This is a genomic window from Aeromonas sp. Marseille-Q7275, from assembly GCF_965119515.1.
Genome location: NZ_CBCPLW010000010.1, coordinates 156,979 through 176,147 on the forward strand (window position 1 = coordinate 156,979; position 19,169 = coordinate 176,147).

Genomic DNA, 19,169 nt, shown 5'->3' on the forward strand with positions numbered 1-19,169 from the left:
TGGGCGGAGCTTACTGCTTGTAGCCCTTGAGGAAGCGGGCGAGGCGGCCGATGGCCTCTTCCAGCTCCTCTTCCCGGGGCAGGAACACCAGGCGGAAGTGATCCGGTGCGGGCCAGTTGAAGCCGGTGCCCTGCACCAGCAGCAATTTTTCCTGCTGCAGCAGATCGAACACCATCTTCTGGTCGTCGCGGATGTCGTACACCTTGGGGTCGAGGCGCGGGAACATGTAGAGCGCCCCCTTGGGCTTGACGCAGGAGACCCCGGGGATCTCGTTCAAAAGCTCCCAGGCCTTGTCCCGCTGGCGGCGCAGGCGGCCGCCCGGCAGGATCAGCTCGTTGATGCTCTGATAGCCACCAAGCGCAGTCTGGATGGCGTGCTGCATGGGCACGTTGGCACAGAGGCGCATGGAGGCCAGCATCTCCAGCCCCTCGATGTAGCCCTTGGCACGGCCCTTGGGCCCTGTGATGACCATCCAGCCCTGACGGAAGCCGCAGGCACGGTAGGCCTTGGAGAGGCCGTTGAAGGTTACCACCATGACGTCGTCGCACAGGGTGCAGACGCTGGTGTGGGAGATGTCGTCGTAGAGGATCTTGTCGTAGATCTCGTCGGCGAAGATGATGAGGTTGTGCTGGCGGGCGATCTCGATCACCTCCAGCAGGAACTCGCTGCCGTAGACGGCGCCGGTCGGGTTGTTGGGGTTGATCAGCACCAAGCCGCGGGTGCGCGGGGTGATGCGGGCGCGGATGTCGTCCAGATCCGGATACCAGTCGGCCCCTTCATCGCAGCGGTAGTGCACCGCATGACCACCGGAGAGGGTGACGGCGGCGGTCCAGAGCGGGTAGTCGGGGGAGGGCACCAGCATCTCGTCGCCGTTGTTGAGCAGCGCCTGCATCGCCATCACGATGAGCTCGCTGGCGCCGTTGCCGATGTAGATGTCGTCGATGTCGACCTTGCGCATCCCCTTTTGCTGGTAGTACTGCATCACCGCCTTGCGGGCCGAGAAGAGCCCCTTGGAGTCGCAGTAGCCCTGGCTCTGGGGCATGTTGAGGATCACATCCTTGATGATCTCTTCAGGCGCATCGAAGCCGAACGGGGCCGGATTGCCGATGTTGAGCTTGATGATGCGGTGGCCTTCGTCCTCGAGACGGCGGGCCTCTTTATGCACCGGGCCGCGAATGTCATAGCAGACATCGTCGAGCTTGTGCGACTTGTCGATAGTGAACATGGTGAGCGTGATTCCTTCCCCTGGGGGCGCGTTGGCAGAAAAGCTTTTTTTAGTATCAAATTTCTCTACCCCTATTCTTCACAGAATTGAATGCTAGAACAATCTAATTTATGGAATAAATCCCTGATATTTACCCCTGAAACAGGGTTGCCAGTCTGTTAAATTCAGCAGGATCGTTTGCCTCTCTCGCGAGAGACTAGTGAAAGATGAGGGGGAGGTTCATAAAGCAGCAAGAGTGTATTGAATTATCCACCCCATCTGGCACGATTGGCTGGGGTAAAAATCTGCTCCAACCCCTGCTGCCGACCAAGGGCGCGCGCAGCCCAGGGCGTCCTTTCATCCTGTCGTCGAGGCTCTTCATGCACGCACCCGCCACCGGTCGCTACCGCCACTTCAAGGGGGGTTACTACCAAGTGCTTGCCCTGGCCCTGCACACCGAAACCCAGGAACAGCTGGTTATCTACCAATCCGAGCAGGATGGACAGGTCTATGCCCGCCCCGTCGCCATGTTCATGGAGTGGATTGAGCATCAGGGGCAGGTGGTGAGCCGCTTCACGCCGGTGGCATGAGCCTGGTAAAGCGACATGAAAAAAGGCGCCTGAGGCGCCTTTTGCATTGGTAATCTGTCTTACAGACCCAGATTGGCTCTGGCATAGGCTTCGAAATCGGTGCAACCACCGATGTGCTGCTCGTCCAGGAAGATCTGCGGCACCGTGGTGACGGGCTTGCCCGCCTTGGCGGCGAGATCGTCCTTGGTGAGCCCGGCGACGTTGATGTCCACATAGCGGAACTCGAAGTCATCGCGATCCTCGGTCAGCTGCTCGGCAATCTGCTTGGCACGAACGCAATAGGGGCAACCCGGGCGACCAAAAATTTCTACAAACATCTTTTCTCTCCGTTAGATAAGGCCGTTGAGACGAGGCTGGCGACAGCATAGCCTCGGCTCCTGGCCAGTCAAAGCTGAAAATTCCGATACGCCCATTCGCCGTGCTCGATTGCACCCCGGAAAGGGGTCGGCACCTGGCGCGGCATTCTGGATTGGCGGCGGCGAACTATTCCAGCCCGATAACTCGGCAATCTCGGCACTCTGGATTCGTGGCTGCCGAGCGATGCGCTCCGCGCCACGCCACTCAAGCCAGCCTTACTGCTCGGCAATCTGGATGGGTTGCTGCTGATAGATGCTCTCCAGCACCCCCTTCTCGAAGACGGTCCAGGGCCAGGCGGCCTTGCTGGCGCGATAGCGCTCGTGGGTCGCCGGATCCTGGGAGAGGCCGCGCTGGAACATCACGAAGGCCTTGCGCTGGCCACCGGCGGTGTCGATGAAGCCAGCCAGGTTGGAGGTGCCGGTGATGGTGCCCGTCTTGGCGTGCACCTTGTTCTTCATCATGGGGGCGGTGACGCTGCGTCGCCAGGCCAGGGTGCCGTCCACCTGTGAGCTCGGCAGCAGCTTGATGAAGTCGAGCTGGGCATCATTTTTCTGGATGAAGTTCAGCACCGACAGCATCTGGCGGGCGCTGATGAGATTGTGGGCGGAGAGACCGGAGCCGTCGGCCAGGGTGGCGTTACCCAGATCGATGCCGTTCTTGGTCAGGATGGCGCGCACCGCCATGGTGCCGCTGCGATAGCTGCCCGGCTTGTTGTAGTAGTGACGACCCACGGTTTTGAGGAAGGTGTCGGCGTAGAGGTTGTCGGATTTCTTCAGCATCTTGGAGAGCATCACCGGCAGGGAGACGGAGTAGTGGGTGGCCAGGGTCTGTGCACCCACAGGGGCCTGATGGGTGACACGCAGCAGGCCGTCGTGGCTGATGCCGGCTCGGTTCATGGCCCAGCGGATGTTGTCCCAGCCCCAGGCCTCCACGTCGTGGATGGCGAAGCGCAGCCCCTGCGGCTCCTTGTTCGGGGTGATGCAGCCCTTGAGCTCGTAGAAGTTGCCCTTGGCCATGTCCACTTCCAGGGCGCAGAACTGACGCGCCATGTCGCCATAGCTCATCACCTCCACGTTGTCGGCACCTATGCCGATGGGGACGCCGGTGGCGACGTTGCCGGTGGCGGGTTTGCCAATCTGGGTGGCGGTGATGGTGCCGTAGGCACAGTTCTTGTCGATGATGACGGAGGAGACGGGGGCCGCGAAGCAGAGGGTCTGATCCCCCCAGGACCAGCCATTGCCGCGCTCATAGCCGTTGTAGGCGCCGGTGTTGACATAGACATTGCCCTGAATGCGGGTGACCCCGAGCTGCTTGAACAGGGCCACCAGATCCATCCGCGACAACGTGGGGTCGCCGACGAAGTTGATCCAGATGTCGCCGTTGATGGTGTTGCCCTGCCTGGCGCCAGCCTGGGCCTGGATATCGGTGGCGAAACGGAAGTCGGCGCCGAGCTCGAGGCGGGCGGCCAGGGCGGTCAGCACCTTCATGGTGGAGGCGGGGGCTATCATGTCGTCGGCGTGACGGGCAAACTCCACCCCGTTGTTGCCCTGGACGATGACGGCGTACTGGCCCCCCTTGGGCGGGGTCAGCGGGGTGGCCTGGGCCACCAGGGAAAAGAGAGCACAAAAACCAATCAACAACCGCTGCATAAGATCCTCTAACTGAACGAAGGGCGCCGGCAGTGCGATGCGCCCCTGATAATCAAACCTGGTGTCTGTCATTTGCCCGCCAGACGGCGTGGCTAGGCAAAGGCGTTGGCAGTCCGGTACCGCCCTTCATAATCAAAAATTTTCTCCTTCACCTGCCAGAAACGCCCCGACTTGCGGGCGATGACGAAATCCGGGTGACGGAACTGGCTTTGCGCAGCCAGCACGCTCGCCATGGTGGTGAATTCGGGCTCCAGGCCCGGGGCGGGCCAATGATGACGCACAAAGCGTTGTTGAAACAAGCGCCGTGCACCGCTGGTGTGAAAGGCGAAGTACTCCGTCAGGGTGAGGCCGTCCTCATCGTGATAGGTCACCTCCAGCCGCTCCCCCTGTTTGCCGCACCCTGCGGTGAGGGTCAGCCCCGCGCAGCGGATCACCATGCAGTCCTTGAGATTGAGCGCCTCCTTGAGCTTGTCGTCAGGATCTACCAGCAGCTGATCGCAGCTCTGGCAGCGGCGGGCGGCGATGTCGTTTTCGGCGCCGCAACCGGGACAGATCTTGGCGCGAAAGCGGTAGTCGCACTCCTCGCGGTGGCCCTCGTCATCTTCAAACAGACCCTGACAGCGGCGGCCGTAGTGCTCGACTACCTTGCCCTCCTCGTCTGTCTTGCCCCAGAAGGTGTTGGCAAAACCGCAGGCGGGGCAGGGCACCTGCACCGGCTCCGTGCCGGCGTGGGGGCGAGGCTCTCCCACCTCGGGGGCAAACAGGTTGAAGTTGTTGCCGGCATAGTCGAGCACCAGGCAATCCTCCTTGCCCGGCGAGAGCCGCAGGCCCCTGCCCACAATCTGCTGATAGAGCGACACCGACTCTGTCGGCCGCAGCATCACGATGAGATCCACGTGGGGGGCATCGAAGCCGGTGGTGAGCACCGCCACGTTGACCAGAAACTTGATCTCCCGCCCCTTGAAGGCGTTGATGAGGGCGTCGCGCTCCGGCCCCGGCGTCTCGCCGGTGACGAGGGCCGCGCTCTGGGATTTGGCGAGCAGCAGTCCTTGAATTTCCCGGGCGTGCTCGACGGTGGCGGCGAAGATCATCACCCCCTGGCGCTCGGCCGCATACTCCAGCACCTGGTTCAGGATATGGGGGGTGACCCGCTGCTGGCGCTTGAGCTCGCCGTTGAGATCCGCCTCGCTGAAAAGGCCGTTCTCCCGCGCTACCAGCTTGCTGAAGTCGTAATGGACTATGGGGGCATCGATCATGCGCGGCGGCGTCAGGTAGCCGTTTTTCACCATGAAGCGCAGGGGCAGCTCGAACACGCAGTCACCGAACAGCCGCTCCCCGTGGCTCTTCACCATGCCGTGGTAGTGGCGCCGGTAGATCCAGCCCAGCCCCAGCCGATAAGGCGTGGCGGTGAGGCCAAGGATCTTGAGGGCGGGATTGGCGGCCTTGAGGTGGCCTAACACCTGATGGTACTGGCTGTCGTCATCGAGCGAGACCCGGTGACACTCGTCGATGATGAGCAGCGAGAAGGCGCCGTCGAAGGCATCCAGATTGCGCGCCACCGACTGCACCGAGCCGAACACCACCTGGGCGCTCGCCTCCTTGCGTGCGAGCCCGGCGGCAAAGATGTCGGCCTTGAGTCCCCAGGCCTCGTACTTGGCGTGGTTCTGCTCCACCAGCTCCTTGACATGGGCCAGCACCAGCACCCGGCCGCGGGCCTTGCGGGCCAGTTCGGCGATCACCAGGCTCTTGCCCGCCCCTGTGGGCAGCACCACCACGGCGGGATCCGGGTGCTTGCGAAAGTGGCTGATCACGGCGTTGACGGCGTCGGTTTGATAGGGTCTGAGAACGAACATGAGGGCGTGGCGTGTGGACATGGTGCGGCGCAGGATGGCGCCATTATAGGGATCTTGGGGCCACAAAAACAGCGGGCCGGCATGATGCCGGCCCGCAGGTACCACCAAGGTGCTTAGTGGAAGGGGAACAGGTAGTTGAGCCAGCTGCCCATGCGCAGCAGGATCTTGCGCATGATGGCCACGTGGTGCATGTATTCGGTATAGATGGCGGCCTGGCCGCTGGAGCCGGCGATCACCTGATACTGGGCCCAGTCCGGATCCGTGATGCGGATGAGCACCGGCAGGCGACCCGGTTGCTGCGCCGAGTTCTGGTCCAGCAAGGGGGCGTTGGCCTGTATGTTGCCGGGTGCCATGGCCGGGATGATGGCCTCGACCTTGCCCTTGAAGATGCGGCCCGGGGCACCATCGATGACCACTTCCGCTTCGTCACCCGCCTTGAGGCGTTGCATGCTGTTCTGCCAGAACCAGCCCACATAGAAGTTCTCGTCCTTGTGAACGAAGGTCATCACGGGGCGATAGAGGTAGGGGGTGGCCACCATGCCGGGGCGCAGGGCCATTTGCAGCACATAGCCATCCGAGGGGGCATAGACCACTGTCTGCTCCAGGTTGTACTGCGCTTCGCCCAGTTGGGCCTGCAGATCGTCGATGGCCGCCTTCTGCTGATCTATCTGCGCCGTGATGTCATCGACGTTGGCCTGTGTCACATCCAGATCGCGCTGCTTGCCGATACCACGGCGCATCAGCTCTTTCGCCCGATCCCGGTCAAGCACCGCAGAGCGCAGCCTGGCGTTGATGGAGTTGAGGCTCTCCTTGCTGGCGGTGAGACGTGCGGCCAGACTGTTGACCTTCTGCTCGAAGCGCACCGGATCTATCTTGAACAGCACGTCGCCTTGCTTCACTGCCTGGTTGGGCTGGACGGGGACCTCGGTCACTCGTCCCTTCACCAGGGGCACGACGGGGGTGGAAACGTAGTAATTCCGGGCCGTCTGGGCATAGGGGTGGTTGTAGTTCATCAGGGTGATCAGGGCCCCTATGATGATGACGCCACCCAGCACGGCGGTCGGTACGGTCCACTTGTTGAGCGGGATCTTGAAGATCTTGAAAATCCCTACACAGATGGCCGTATAGGTGAGAATAAGTAGCAAATCCATGGAGGGTTACCTATTTTTCAGTCTGTTCGAGCGTGGTCATACGGGCCTGCAGGGCGGCAAGTTCCTGCTTGAGAGCGTTGATTTCGTCTTCGTCTTTTTCAAGACGCTGACTGAACCCCCAGCCGCGATCGGGGCGATAGAGCGTGGCCCAGATCCAGAGGAAAGGCCAGAGTACGTGCAGGGTGAACAGGCTGACCCAGCCGGCCACATGAATGGCATCCTGGTGGGGGTGATTGCGATGCTTGGCGATTTCATACGGAATGTCGTGGATGACGATGACTCCATAGAACATGATCAAGACGACGAACACCAATATTCCCAGGGCAATGTAGTCAAGTACCATCGATTTCTCCCATCTAAGTCGCGAGGCCATACCCGGAGCCTGGCATTCACAATAATCGGCTCATGATGACAGCATATTAGCAGATCGCAAGAGTGCAATCGGGGAGTTAGCTTGTCAGTACAGGCTAGGTTAACCGGTTGGTTATTTAACATGCACCGTCTAATTATTTCTATAAAATCAAGCAGGAAAGAGATTCGTATGTCTCGTAACAGAAAGGATGCGCGATGGAAAGGCGATACAGGATGAACCTCTGGCTGGGGCTGCTGCTCATGCTTGCCCAGACCACGATGGCATGGGCCGCCGAACCCAGGCTGGAGCCGACCGTGCAGGAGCAGGCGCAGACCCTGGTGCTGCTCCATGAACCCATCGTCATGCTCCAGGCCAAGTTTGGCAGTCTGGACGGGGCGGGCAGGGTCCGGCTGGTGCAGGAGCGGATCAAGCAGATGCAGGCCTCCGACCTTGAACAGCCGGTGACCCTGGTGGGCGCCAGGCGCTTCGGGCAGGACAGCCGGGAGTTTCTGGTCAATGGCAAGCGGATCCTGGTGCTGGTGGAGGGGGATCTGGAAGCCCTCGACGAGCTGAGCCTGGATCAGGCGAGCGAGCGGGTCCGCCAGCGGCTCGACAAGGTACGGCTCAAGTATCTTGAGCTGCACTCTACCCCCTATCTGGTCAAGGCCAGCGGCATGGCGATCCTGGCCAGCCTGACCTTCTTCGGCCTCATATGGGTTCTGCAATGGGGACATAGACGGCTCAGGAAGTGGCTCGCCAATCGCCTCCTGCTGCAGAAGGGATTGATCCCCCACCAGTGGCGTCAGGTGGCGGGCAACGTGGAAGTCCGCTTGCTCGGCCTGCTGACCCTGTTGCTGGTCTTCATGCTCACCTATGGCTGGCTCACCTTTGTGCTTGGCCTCTTCCCCCAGACCCGTGCCTGGAGCGAGCGGCTGGGAGACTCCCTGTTTGCCCTGTGCGGCGACATGCTGGAGGGCATGATTGCGGCCATGCCGGGCCTGGTGACAGTGCTGCTGATCGCCATCATCACCCGCTTCTTCATCCGGATGCTGGCCATCCTCTTCGATCGCATCGAGCGGGGACAGTTTCGCGTGCAGGGGCTGCATGCCGAGACCATAGGGGCCACCCGGCGGCTGCTCTCGGTGGTGATCTGGCTGTTTGCCCTGACCGTGGCCTACCCCTATCTGCCCGGTGCCAACTCCGACGCCTTCAAGGGGATCAGCGTCTTCTTCGGCCTCATGGTGACCCTGGGGTCGGCGGGCATCATGAACCATGCCATGAGCGGCCTGGTGCTCATCTACTCCCGCGCCCTGCGGCCCGGCGATCTGGTGCAGATTGGTGAAGTTGAGGGGATGGTGAGCGAGCTCAATGCCCTCTCCACCAAGCTGGTGACCCGCCAGGATCACGAGGTGACCCTGCCCAATGCCGTGGTGGTGGGGGGCAAGGTGGTGAACCTGACGCGGCTGGCGGGGGAGAAGGGGGTCGCACTGCTGACCAAGGTGACTATCGGCTACGATGCGCCCTGGCGTCAGGTGCACGCCATGCTGGAGCTGGCGGCTCGGCGCTGCACCCTGCTCAACCAGTCCGAGCCGCCCCTGGTGCGCCAGCTGAATCTGCAGGACTGGTATGTGGAATACGAGCTGCAGGTACGGATGAAGGCGGACCTGCTCCCCGCCGTGGTCAAGACCGAGCTTCACGGCCATATCCAGGACGTGTTCAACGAGTTCGGGGTGCAGATCATGTCCCCCAACTTCATCGCCCAGCCGGAGCAGGCGGTACTGGTGGCGAGGGAACATTGGTACCAGGCGCCCGCCGAGGCGCCAGGGACGACCAGCAAAGGGTAGCTCCCCGGAAAATGAAGAGGCCCGGCAGCAATGCCGGGCCTCTTGTCATGGGGAAAATGCAGTCTCGGGACTCAGCCCTCCTTGGCTTCCCTCAGCTGGGAGGGTCTGAACTTCACCAGGAAGGCCAGGGTGATGAGGGCGGTGCTCACCAGGCCTATGATGGTGGAGACGTTCATCGCCAGCCCGAAGCCGATGGGGGCGTTGGCCAGGTAGGTGATCACCACGGCGGTCATGAAGATGGCGGGTATGGTGCAGATCCAGTGCAGCTTGCCCTCCTTGATGAGGTAGGCGGCAGCGGCCCACAGCATGATGACGGCTGTGGTCTGGTTGGCCCAGCCGAAGTAGCGCCAGATCACCCCGAACTCGGCCTTGGAGATGATGAAACCGAGGATGAACATGGGGATGGCGATCAGCAGACGCTTGGCCAGCGGCTTCTGGGTCATCTTCAGGAAGTCCGCCACTATGAGGCGAGCGCTGCGAAACGCGGTGTCACCGGAGGTGATGGGCAGGATCACCACGCCGAGGATGGCCAGGATGCCGCCCACTGTGCCGAGCAGGCTGGTGGAGACCTCGTGTACCACGGCCGCCGGGCCGCCGTTGGCCATGGTGGCGTTGAGCGCCTCCGTGCTGTCGTAGAAGGAGAGACCCAGGGTGCACCAGATGAGGGCGATGATCCCTTCACCTATCATGGCGCCGTAGAAGATGAAGCGGCCGGATTTTTCGTTCTGCATGCAGCGCGCCATCAGCGGTGACTGGGTGGCGTGGAAGCCCGATACCGCGCCGCAGGCGATGGTGATGAACAGCAGCGGCCAGAGCGGCAGCTCGGTCGGGTGCAGGTTGGAAAAATCCATCCCGGTGTTGTAGAAGCCCTTGCCTGAGACGATGAGGCCGATGATGAGGCCGACCGACATGAACACCAGCAGGGCGCCGAAGATGGGGTAGAAGCGGCCGATGATCTTGTCGATGGGGACTATGGTGGCGAGGATGTAGTAGGCGAAGATCGCCACTATCCAGTAGACCAGATCGGTGGAGGTGAGGTTGGCCAGCAGACCCGCCGGGCTCAGCACGAAGACCACACCTACCAGCATCAGCAGCACCACGGCAAACAGGTTCATGAAGTGCTTGGCGGCGGTGCCCAGATGCTCACCCACCACGGTTGGCACCGAGGCACCCTTGGCGCGTACCGACAGCATGCCGGAGAAGTAGTCGTGGACCGCGCCGGCGAAGATGCAGCCGAACACTATCCAGAGCATGGCGACCGGGCCATAGAGGGCACCAAGTATGGGGCCGAAGATGGGGCCGACGCCGGCGATGTTGAGCAGTTGCACCAGGTAGACCTTCTTGTCCGACATGGGGACATAGTCCACCCCGTCCGCCATGGTGATGGCGGGGGTCTTCAATTCGGGTTTGGGCCCGAATATGCGCTCGACGAATTTGCCATAGATGAAGTAGCCGGCGACAAGTAAGCCGACACAGAGGAAGAACCAGATCATTGCTACGCTCCTGCTTTGTTATTGTTTGGTGTGCGCAGCCAGTCTAGGTGGGGGCTTCTGTTAACGGCAGGTAAATGAGGGTGAGCGGCGACATGGCGACCCGAGCGGTCGCCCGTTGTGATCCGGCGCACAGCGGGCGACCTTATTCCAGCCCCAGCTCGTCTTTCAGCTCCTTGAGATAGCGTCGGCTGACCGGCACCCGGGCACCGCTCGGGGTGACTATCTGGGCCAGCTGGTTTTCCAGCAACTGGATCTCGAAGATGGCGGTCGGGGCCACCAGGTACTGGCGGTGGCAGCGCAGCAGCGGGGTCTTCTCCTCCAGGGATTTCAAGGTGAGCTGGGTGTGAAACAGCTCCCCCTGGCAGGCGACGTGCACCCCGCCGAGATCCGAGAAGGCATACTCCACCTGCTCTATGGGCAGCAGCCGCACCCGGTTGTGCAGATAGCCGGGAATGTGGCGAATGGCCGGTGTCAGCGCCGCCACCGGCTGAGGGCTGAGATCCTGCTTGAGGCGCGCCAGCGTCTTGGCGAGGCGGGCAGGTTCCACCGGTTTGAGCAGGTAGTCGAAGGCGTTCTCCTCGAAGGCCTGGATGGCATAGTCATCAAACGCCGTGACAAAGACGATGCGGGGCAGGGGGTCCAGCATGGCCACCAGCTCCATGCCGCTGAGCTTGGGCATCTGGATGTCGAGAAACACCACCTCCGGCTTGAGTCGTGCAATGAGGGAGAGCGCCTCTATGGCATTGGCGGCCGAGCCGAGGATCTCGATGTCGGGGTCGCTGCCGAGCAGCTCGGCTAGCTCCTCGCGGGCATAGGGTTCGTCGTCGACTATCAGGGTGCGGATCATGTCATCTCCTTGGAAGGGGAATCCGGCTGTCTGGGCAGGGTGAAAGAGACCCGGGTCCAGTGCTCCGGCTCACACTGCACCTGGATGCCAAAGCGCTCGCCGAAGGCACTCTTGAGCCGCCTGTCCACAATGCTCATGCCAAGGCCGTCCCCCTGGGGGCCCGGCTGCCAGGCTCCGGCATTGTCCTCCACGCAGAGGGTGACACTCTCTTGCCCCTCCTCGGCGAAGAGCCGGATCCGCCCCTGCTCCAGCAGGGAGCAGATCCCGTGCTTGATGGCATTCTCGATGAGGGGCTGCAGGGTGAAGCTTGGCAGTTGCATGTCGGCCAGGTGTGGCGGTATCTCGTTGATGACGGTCAGGCGCTCGCCAAAGCGAGCCTGCTCTATCTCCAGATAGGACTGGCAGTGCTCCTGCTCCTCCCGCAGCGTGGTCAAGCCGCTCTGACGCTTGAGGTTGTTGCGAAAGAAGCGGGAGAGGTGCAGCAGCAGCTCCCGCGCCCGGCCTGGATCACGGCGGGTGATGGCACTGATGGTATTGAGGGTGTTGAACAGAAAATGGGGATTGATCTGTGCCTGCACCAGCTTGAGCTCGGACTGCACCAGCAGGCGCTGCTGCTGCTCCAGCCGGCCGGCCAGCAGCTGTTGCGACAACAGGTTGGCGATCCCTTCCCCCAGGGTGTGATTGATCTTGAGGAAGAGCCGCTTCTTGGGCTCGTAGAGCTTGATGGTGCCTATTACTCCTCTGTCTCCCTGCAGCGGGATCACCAGCACGGAGCCGAGCTGGCACTGGGGGGAGAGGCTGCAGCGATAGGGCTGGCTGTTGCCGTCGGCAAACAGCACCTTGTTTTGGGCTATGGCCTGCAGGGTGATGGCGGAGGTGATGGGGGTGCCCGGCTTGTGGTGATCCTCCCCGGTGCCGGTGAAGGCGAGGATCTTGTCGGTGTCCGTGATGGCGACGGCGCCGACCCCGGTCTCCTCCTGCACTATGTGGGCTATCTTGCGGCTCGCCTCCGGAGTGAAGCCCTGGGCCATGATCCCCAGGGTGCGGTTGGCTATGGTGAGCGCCTTGGCGGAGAAGACCCGGGAGAACTTCTCGTACATCCGCTGCTGGTCGCGGATCATGCTGATGAAGAGCGCCGCCCCGCAGGAGTTGGCGAGGATCATGGGGGTGGCTATGGTGCGCACCAGCTGCAGGGCCTGATCGAACGGGGTGGCGACCAGCAGTATGATCACCATCTGCAGGATCTCGGCGTAGAGGGTGGTGAAGAAGGCAATCCGGGGAGTGAACAGGGCATCCACCCGGTTCGTTCGCATCAGCCGCCAGTGCACCAGGCCCCCCAGCAGCCCCTCGCAGGTGGTGGAGATGGCGCAGGCGAGATCGGTAAAGCCCCCCAGGGTATAGCGATGCAGTCCCCCGGTCAGCCCTACCAGAAAGCCCACCAGGGGGCCTCCCAGCAGCCCTCCCAGCACGGCGCCGACGGCGCGGGTATTGGCGATGGCGTCGTCTATGTCCAGCCCCACATAGGTGCCCAGTATGCAGAAGCAGGAGAAGATGACGTATATCAGTATCTTGTGCGGAAGTCTGACCGAGTAGTTGGCCAGGGGGCGCAGCAAGGGACTCTTGGAGAAGAGGTAGGCAATGACCAGGCTGACGCTCATCTGCTGGAGCAGGGAGAGGACTAATTGCATAAAAAACCTTCCTCAAGAGTGATCCCGGGTCAGAGCGCCACCAGGGCGTACTGTGAGCAAGATCCCGTCCTGATGCAGGACGCGGCCCGATGGCGGGGGCAGTTTGCCAGAATGAAAAAATAAAACCATATAAAATCAGCACGTTAAATTGATATTTGTGTAACCGGGCGGGGCTTGATATTGCTGGAGTGAGCATGAATGTGCCCACTGGGTGCGCCACACGGAGGTGGCATGCTCCGCCCGGCTTTCGGCTGGGCGTTTTTTATCCAGCTCCAATGGCGGACGATTTTGAGGGGGCTCGAGCAATTATTCAGGTTTGTCCAATGAGTTATCCCCAGCTTCTGGGGATAACTCAGAAGGCGAAATAGTAGCAGACGCGTCGGCCCAGGTTGAAAAACGGCCGTTGCCCCTCATCCAGCTCCTCCTGCCTGAGGGTGGCTATGATGCTTCTCCCATCTTCCCGCAGATCCATCATGGCCACGGCTTCCGGGCGCTGTCCCCTGATATAGGGTTGTACCTTGGGTTTGAGGGGCATGCTGGGCTCTGTCGAGAGCACCAATGCCACCGTATCATCCTCCAGGCGTACCAGGGATCCGGGCGGATAGACCCCCAGCACCTTTATCAACAATCTGACCAGATCTTGATCGAATCTCTTCTGGGACAACTTGTAGAGCTGGCCGATGGCCTGACTCGGCCCCGCCGGGTGGAGGCCGCTGCGCGGGTGCAGCAGCTCGTCGTAATAGTCCACCAGGCCGATGAGGCGGGCGAGGGGAGGGATCCTGTCCCCCTGGATGCCGAGGGGAAAGCCGCTGCCGTCCAGCCGCTCGTGATGGAGGTGGGCAACTTCGCGGATCCTGGGTTCGAAGGCCTGCCACTGATTGAGCATCTCCAGCCCGTACTGGGGATGCATGTTGAGAAAATTCTGCTCGGCGCGGCTGAGCTCTCCCCGCTTCTGGGTGATCTGGCTCGGGATCCTGAGCTCGCCGATATCGTGCAGCAGGCCGGCCAGCCCCGCCTCCTCGATCTCGATATGGCTCATGCCGAGCTCCCTTGCCATCAGCATGGCGATGAAGGCCACGCTCAGGCTGTGTTGCAGCAGGATGTCCGTGTGCTGGCTGCGGATGAGGTGCAGGCCCAGGGGCCCCTGGTGGTCGGCGAGGCGGGCGGCGACGGTGCGCACCATCTGGGCGGTATTGGCCAGTCCCTCGTCCGGCTTGAGATTGAGGGCGCCGAGGGCATCCCGAAGATCTGACAGGGATTGGCCGAATGCCTTGTCGGCGGTGCGCAGGGAACGGCGAAAGGCCTTTTCGTCGAATGCGGGTTCGGTCGGGAGGGCGGAGGCATCTTGCGCAGCCCCGAGATCGGGCGAAGGGGTCGGCTCGGCCCGCAGCAGGGGCTCGACGGGGAGATCGCTCTTATCGGGATCCACCATCAGCAGGGTGAGGTCGAGGTGGCGGATGATCTCGAGCTGCTGCTGGTCCTTGATCTTGAAGGCGTTGAACATGAAAGGGTGGCTGGTCCATCCCGTGGGGAGATGGATGTAGTGGCCGACTCTCAACTGCTCGATGGAGGCCTGGATCAGCGCCATAGACTCACTCTTCTGTCGAATTTGCCTATCAACAAGCTAGCAAAATTAAACAGATAGACAAACAAAAAAGCCCGCGCATGTGCGCGGGCTCTTGTCATCCTGGCCGGTTATCAGGCCTTGGATTTTTTCTTGCTGTCTACCTTGGCGTCGACTTTGGCCTCAACCTTGGTCGCTACCTGAGCTTCCTCGGTGAAGGGACGGCCGTAGTAGGTGTCCATCAGTATGGCTTTGAGCTCGGTGATCAGCGGGTAGCGCGGGTTGGCGCCGGTGCACTGGTCATCGAAGGCTTCCAGGGCCAGCTGGTCAACCTTGGCCAGGAAGTCGGTCTCGTTCACGCCGGCTTCACGGATGGAGGCCGGGATCCCCAGAGTTGCTTTCAGCTCGTCCAGCCAGGTCAGCAGCTTCTCGATCTTGGCCGCGGTGCGGTCACCGGCGGCAGTCAGACCCAGATGGTCGGCCACTTCGGCGTAGCGACGACGAGCCTGCGGACGGTCGTATTGGGAGAACGCGGTCTGCTTGGTCGGGTTGTCGTTCGCGTTGTAGCGGATGACGTTGCTGATCAGCAGGGCGTTGGCCAGGCCGTGGGGGATGTGGAACTCGGCACCCAGCTTGTGGGCCATGGAGTGACACACACCCAGGAAGGCGTTGGCGAACGCGATACCGGCGATGGTCGCGGCGTTGTGCACCTTCTCGCGGGCAACCGGGTCGTTGGCACCGTTCTGGTAGCTGGAGGGCAGATACTCTTTCAGCAGTTTCAGGGCTTGCAGCGCCTGACCGTCGGAGTATTCGTTGGCCAGCACGGAGACATAGGCTTCCATGGCGTGGGTCACGGCATCGATACCGCCGAAGGCACACAGGGATTTCGGCATACCCATGACCAGGTTGGCATCGACGATGGCCATGTTCGGGGTCAGCTCGTAGTCGGCCAGCGGGTACTTCATGCCGGTGGCGTCGTCGGTCACGACCGCAAACGGGGTCACTTCAGAACCGGTACCGGAAGTGGTGGTGATACAGACCAGTTCGGCCTTCACGCCCATTTTCGGGAACTTGTAGATACGCTTGCGGATGTCCATGAAGCGCATGGCCAGGTCTTCGAACGCGGTGTCCGGGTGCTCGTACATGACCCACATGATCTTGGCGGCATCCATGGGTGAACCACCGCCCAGGGCGACGATCACATCCGGCTTGAAGGAGTTCGCCATCTCGGCGCCCTTGCGAACCACGGACAGGGTGGGGTCGGCTTCCACTTCGTAGAAGATTTCCACTTCCATGTTCAGCTTCTTGAGCAGACGAACCACTTCATCGGCATAGCCGTTGTTGAACAGGAAACGGTCGGTGACCACCATGGCGCGCTTCTTGCCTTCCAGGTCGCCCAGGGCGATCGGCAGGGAACCACGACGGAAGTAGATGGATTTCGGAAGTTTGTGCCACAGCATATTTTCTGCCCGTTTTGCGACTGTCTTCTTGTTGATCAGGTGCTTGGGACCGACGTTCTCGGAGATGGAGTTACCACTCCAGGAGCCGCAACCCAGGGTCAGGGACGGGGCGAGAGCGAAGTTGTACAGGTCACCGATACCGCCCTGGGTGGAGGGGGTGTTGATCAGGATACGGGCAGTCTTCATCTTGTCGCCGAAGTACTTGATGCGGTCGGCGTTGCGATCCTGGTCGGTGTAGAGGCCGGAGGTGTGGCCGATACCACCGATGTTGACCATGTCGCAGGCCATTTCGACGGCTTCTTCGAAGTTCTTGGCGCGGAACATACCCAGGGTCGGGGAGAGCTTCTCGTGAGCGAACTCGTCCTCTGCGCAGAGCTCCAGACCTTCACCGATGAGGATCTTGGTGGTGGCAGGCACTGTCACACCGGCCATGGCGGCGATCTTGGTGGCGGGCTGGCCCACGATGTCGGCGTTCAGGGCGCCGTTGATCAGCAGCACCTTACGCACCTTGTCGGCTTCGTCCTTGGAGAGGATGTAGCCGGCGTGAGTCGCGAAACGCTCCTTGACCTGGTTGTAGATGGAGTCGACCACGATGACGGCCTGCTCGGACGCACAGACCACGCCGTTGTCGAAGGTCTTGGACATCAGGATGGAGGCGACGGCACGCTTGATGTCGGCGGTTTCGTCGATAACGATGGGTACGTTACCGGCGCCCACACCGATGGCGGGCTTGCCTGAGGAGTAGGCGGCCTTCACCATGCCCGGGCCACCGGTGGCCAGGATCAGGTTGATGTCGTTGTGCTTCATCAGCGCGTTGGAGAGCTCGACGGACGGTTGGTCGATCCAGCCGATGATGTTCTTCGGGGCACCGGCGGCGATGGCTGCATCCAGTACCAGCTTGGCAGCGGTATTGGTGGAGTTCTTGGCGCGGGGGTGCGGGGAGAAGATGATGGCGTTGCGGGTCTTCAGGGAGATGAGGGCCTTGAAGATAGCAGTGGAAGTCGGGTTGGTGGTCGGCACTATACCGCAGATGATGCCTACCGGCTCGGCGATGGTGATGGTGCCCATCTCGTCGTCCTGGCTCAGGATGCCGCAGGTCTTCTCGTCTTTGTAAGCGTTATAGATGTATTCGGAGGCGAAGTGGTTTTTGATGACCTTGTCTTCGATGATGCCCATGCCGGACTCAGCCACTGCCATCTGGGCCAGGGGAATACGGGCGTTGCTGGCGGCCAGGGCGGCGGCGCGGAAGACCTTGTCTACCTGCTCTTGCGAGAAGCTGGCGAATTCACGCTGGGCTTCTTTGACGCGGGCAACCAGTGCATCCAGTTCAGCCAAATTGGTTACTGCCATGTTTATCTCCTGATGATTTGAAAACTGTTTAGTAAGACCTTGGCAATGCCCGGCAATTATAGCCGCCCTGTCAAGGAGAGAATCACCATAACGGGGTATTTACATGCCTTACTAAATTGTTTTCTGGCTCGATTATAGAGCCGGGATGTGTCAGAAAAGATTGATCTGGATCATATGTAACAAAAGAACAAAAGAAATTTTGTTTCACCATCCCGGTCGGCCAGATGTTACGTATTTGTAGAGTAGAGCGCCGGGGGGATGAACACGAGGTGAACAGCCATTTTTGCGCCAGGTATCAAACCGTTGCCTCACATCCTCCCGCTGTTTCGCCGCTGTTTCGCCGCTGGCAAGGAGGGCGGTGAGGCCAGTCCTGGTGGCGGCCCTTGCAAGCCTCTCGCCCTGATAGAGAGGCCGGCGTTTCATTTCTGTTGGAAAAAATGGTGGTTGTTTTCATCCAGCGCCGGGCCTTTGCGCCGGACTTTAGGCTGTGTTCGGCAAATCCCATGGCGACGCCTGTGCGGGGGGCACGGCTTGCTGCATGGCCGCCCCGGGCAGATCGGGGTGAAGATAGGGTGCCAGCCTGGGGCGCGCTGTGGAGGTGAATAGGGGTTATCCCCTGGGGTCCTCCAGATCAATCCATGAAAATGACGCTTTCCTGAAGGGAAATATGGTGATGAGAGGGAGTTTCGACATAAAACGCCGCCACACTTTGCAAGCGTGTTAAATGGCCTCCATGACGGTTAACAACTCGATATGTTGATTTTTGTCGATTCATTAGAGGAACTAACTGAAAAGCTCCGGAAAGGGTGAGATTATTTGATTGGAGAAGGGAAATATCATGGTGTAAATTTACGCGCAGTTTGACGGGGATGGCCCTCAGTGGCCCGAATTGGTTCTGGATGGCGCTTATGGCAGCAATTGACTTCTCTTTATACCTGAAATTTTTCGTTGGCCTGTTTGCGATCATCAACCCGCTGGGTCTGTTGCCGGTCTTTGTGAGCCTGACGGGCCACATGCAGCCGGATGAGCGCAGGAAGACCAACACCACGGCCCATATTGCCGTGATGATCATCCTCATGGTCTCCATGTGCATGGGGCAGCTGATCCTCGACGGTTTCGGCATCTCGCTCGCCTCGTTCCGCATTGCCGGCGGTTCGCTCATCACCCTGATCGCCTGGTCCATGTTGCAGGGCAAGCTGGGGGAGGTGAAGCACAACAAGCAGGAGAAGGGTGAACTGGCCGCACGCGAATCCATCGCCGTGGTGCCGCTGGCGCTGCCGCTGATGGCCGGCCCCGGGGCCATCTCATCCTCCATCGTCTATGCCAGCCAGAAGACCCTGCCAGAGCTGATGGGCATGTTCGTGGTGGTGATGGCCTTTGCCTACTGCTCCTGGCTCATCTTCCGTGCCGCCCCTCTGCTGTTCAAGCTGATGGGCAACACCGGCATCAACGTGGTGACCCGGATCATGGGTCTCATCATGATGTCTCTTGGCATCGAGATCATGGTGGCAGGGATCAAGGGAGTCTTTCCCGGATTGATGTGATTCAGGTCTGTTTTGTCGGAGCCGGTCCTCGTGACCGGCTTTTTATTGTTTCTTTTTTGTTAGTCATTTCCTAGAATCGAGCGGCTTTGTATAAAAAACGCCCATCGCACGATATTTAAATGCTGAATAAATGGTTTAAAGCTGTTTTTTTGACCGCCAAAGCCGCCCCCACCTGATGATATCTGTTGCATTATCAGAATTGTCAGGGAATTATGCGGGCAGC

General features: G+C 60.7%; 14 protein-coding genes. 3 read left to right on the forward strand and 11 right to left on the reverse strand.

Annotated elements, in window-relative coordinates:
• Positions 1-10: 10 nt before the first annotated feature.
• Positions 11-1,225, reverse strand: a complete 1,215-nt coding sequence (locus ACWPWQ_RS11685; protein ID WP_117403192.1) for a pyridoxal phosphate-dependent aminotransferase — start codon at positions 1,223-1,225, stop codon at positions 11-13.
• A gap of 359 nt (positions 1,226-1,584) precedes the next feature.
• Between ACWPWQ_RS11685 and ACWPWQ_RS11690 the strand changes: the two genes are divergently transcribed.
• A complete protein-coding gene (locus ACWPWQ_RS11690) occupies positions 1,585-1,794 on the forward strand; it encodes a DUF1653 domain-containing protein (protein ID WP_265435935.1) in 210 nt (69 codons plus the stop codon).
• A 59-nt stretch (positions 1,795-1,853) separates the two neighbouring features.
• Here ACWPWQ_RS11690 and ACWPWQ_RS11695 read toward each other — a convergent pair whose 3' ends face one another.
• The 5 genes from ACWPWQ_RS11695 to ACWPWQ_RS11715 form a co-directional block, all read right to left on the reverse strand.
• Positions 1,854-2,111: a GrxA family glutaredoxin gene (locus tag ACWPWQ_RS11695; RefSeq protein WP_202045141.1), complete on the reverse strand. Its 258-nt coding sequence runs from the start codon at positions 2,109-2,111 to the stop codon at positions 1,854-1,856.
• 255 nt (positions 2,112-2,366) lie between these two features.
• Positions 2,367-3,800: a D-alanyl-D-alanine carboxypeptidase/D-alanyl-D-alanine endopeptidase gene (gene dacB, locus ACWPWQ_RS11700; RefSeq protein WP_454009835.1), complete on the reverse strand. Its 1,434-nt coding sequence runs from the start codon at positions 3,798-3,800 to the stop codon at positions 2,367-2,369.
• A gap of 92 nt (positions 3,801-3,892) precedes the next feature.
• A complete protein-coding gene (locus tag ACWPWQ_RS11705; RefSeq protein ID WP_454009836.1) occupies positions 3,893-5,653 on the reverse strand; it encodes a DEAD/DEAH box helicase in 1,761 nt (586 codons plus the stop codon).
• Positions 5,654-5,766: 113 nt separating this feature from the next.
• The gene (locus ACWPWQ_RS11710) at positions 5,767-6,804 is read right to left on the reverse strand and encodes an HlyD family secretion protein (protein ID WP_454009837.1); all 1,038 of its coding nucleotides are present in this window, start codon (positions 6,802-6,804) and stop codon (positions 5,767-5,769) included.
• 10 nt (positions 6,805-6,814) lie between these two features.
• A complete protein-coding gene (locus ACWPWQ_RS11715) occupies positions 6,815-7,147 on the reverse strand; it encodes a DUF3302 domain-containing protein (protein ID WP_202045145.1) in 333 nt (110 codons plus the stop codon).
• 224 nt (positions 7,148-7,371) lie between these two features.
• Here ACWPWQ_RS11715 and ACWPWQ_RS11720 point away from each other — a divergent pair, with 224 nt between their 5' ends.
• Entirely contained in the window at positions 7,372-9,000 is a 1,629-nt protein-coding gene (locus tag ACWPWQ_RS11720; protein WP_454009838.1) for a mechanosensitive ion channel family protein, read from the forward strand.
• 71 nt (positions 9,001-9,071) lie between these two features.
• On the opposite strand, the gene ACWPWQ_RS11725 is transcribed toward ACWPWQ_RS11720, so the two are convergent.
• The 5 genes from ACWPWQ_RS11725 to adhE all read right to left on the reverse strand — a co-directional run bounded on the left by ACWPWQ_RS11725 (position 9,072) and on the right by adhE (position 17,402).
• Positions 9,072-10,493, reverse strand: coding sequence for a carbon starvation CstA family protein (locus ACWPWQ_RS11725; protein WP_454009839.1), 1,422 nt, complete (start codon positions 10,491-10,493; stop codon positions 9,072-9,074).
• A gap of 142 nt (positions 10,494-10,635) precedes the next feature.
• Complete coding sequence (gene btsR, locus ACWPWQ_RS11730; protein ID WP_247626731.1) at positions 10,636-11,340, reverse strand: two-component system response regulator BtsR; 705 nt, start codon at positions 11,338-11,340, stop codon at positions 10,636-10,638.
• On the reverse strand, positions 11,337-13,028 hold the full coding sequence (locus ACWPWQ_RS11735; protein WP_454009840.1) for a LytS/YhcK type 5TM receptor domain-containing protein: 1,692 nt from the start codon (positions 13,026-13,028) through the stop codon (positions 11,337-11,339). The genes btsR and ACWPWQ_RS11735 overlap by 4 nt, the downstream gene beginning before the upstream one ends.
• A 352-nt stretch (positions 13,029-13,380) precedes the next feature.
• Complete coding sequence (locus ACWPWQ_RS11740; protein ID WP_454009841.1) at positions 13,381-14,616, reverse strand: HD-GYP domain-containing protein; 1,236 nt, start codon at positions 14,614-14,616, stop codon at positions 13,381-13,383.
• A gap of 110 nt (positions 14,617-14,726) precedes the next feature.
• Positions 14,727-17,402 carry a bifunctional acetaldehyde-CoA/alcohol dehydrogenase gene (adhE, locus tag ACWPWQ_RS11745; protein ID WP_265435927.1) on the reverse strand — a complete coding sequence of 892 codons (2,676 nt, stop codon included), beginning with the start codon at positions 17,400-17,402 and terminating at the stop codon, positions 14,727-14,729.
• 908 nt (positions 17,403-18,310) lie between these two features.
• Here adhE and ACWPWQ_RS11750 point away from each other — a divergent pair.
• A complete protein-coding gene (locus ACWPWQ_RS11750) occupies positions 18,311-18,946 on the forward strand; it encodes a YchE family NAAT transporter (protein ID WP_162519108.1) in 636 nt (211 codons plus the stop codon).
• Positions 18,947-19,169: the final 223 nt, after the last annotated feature.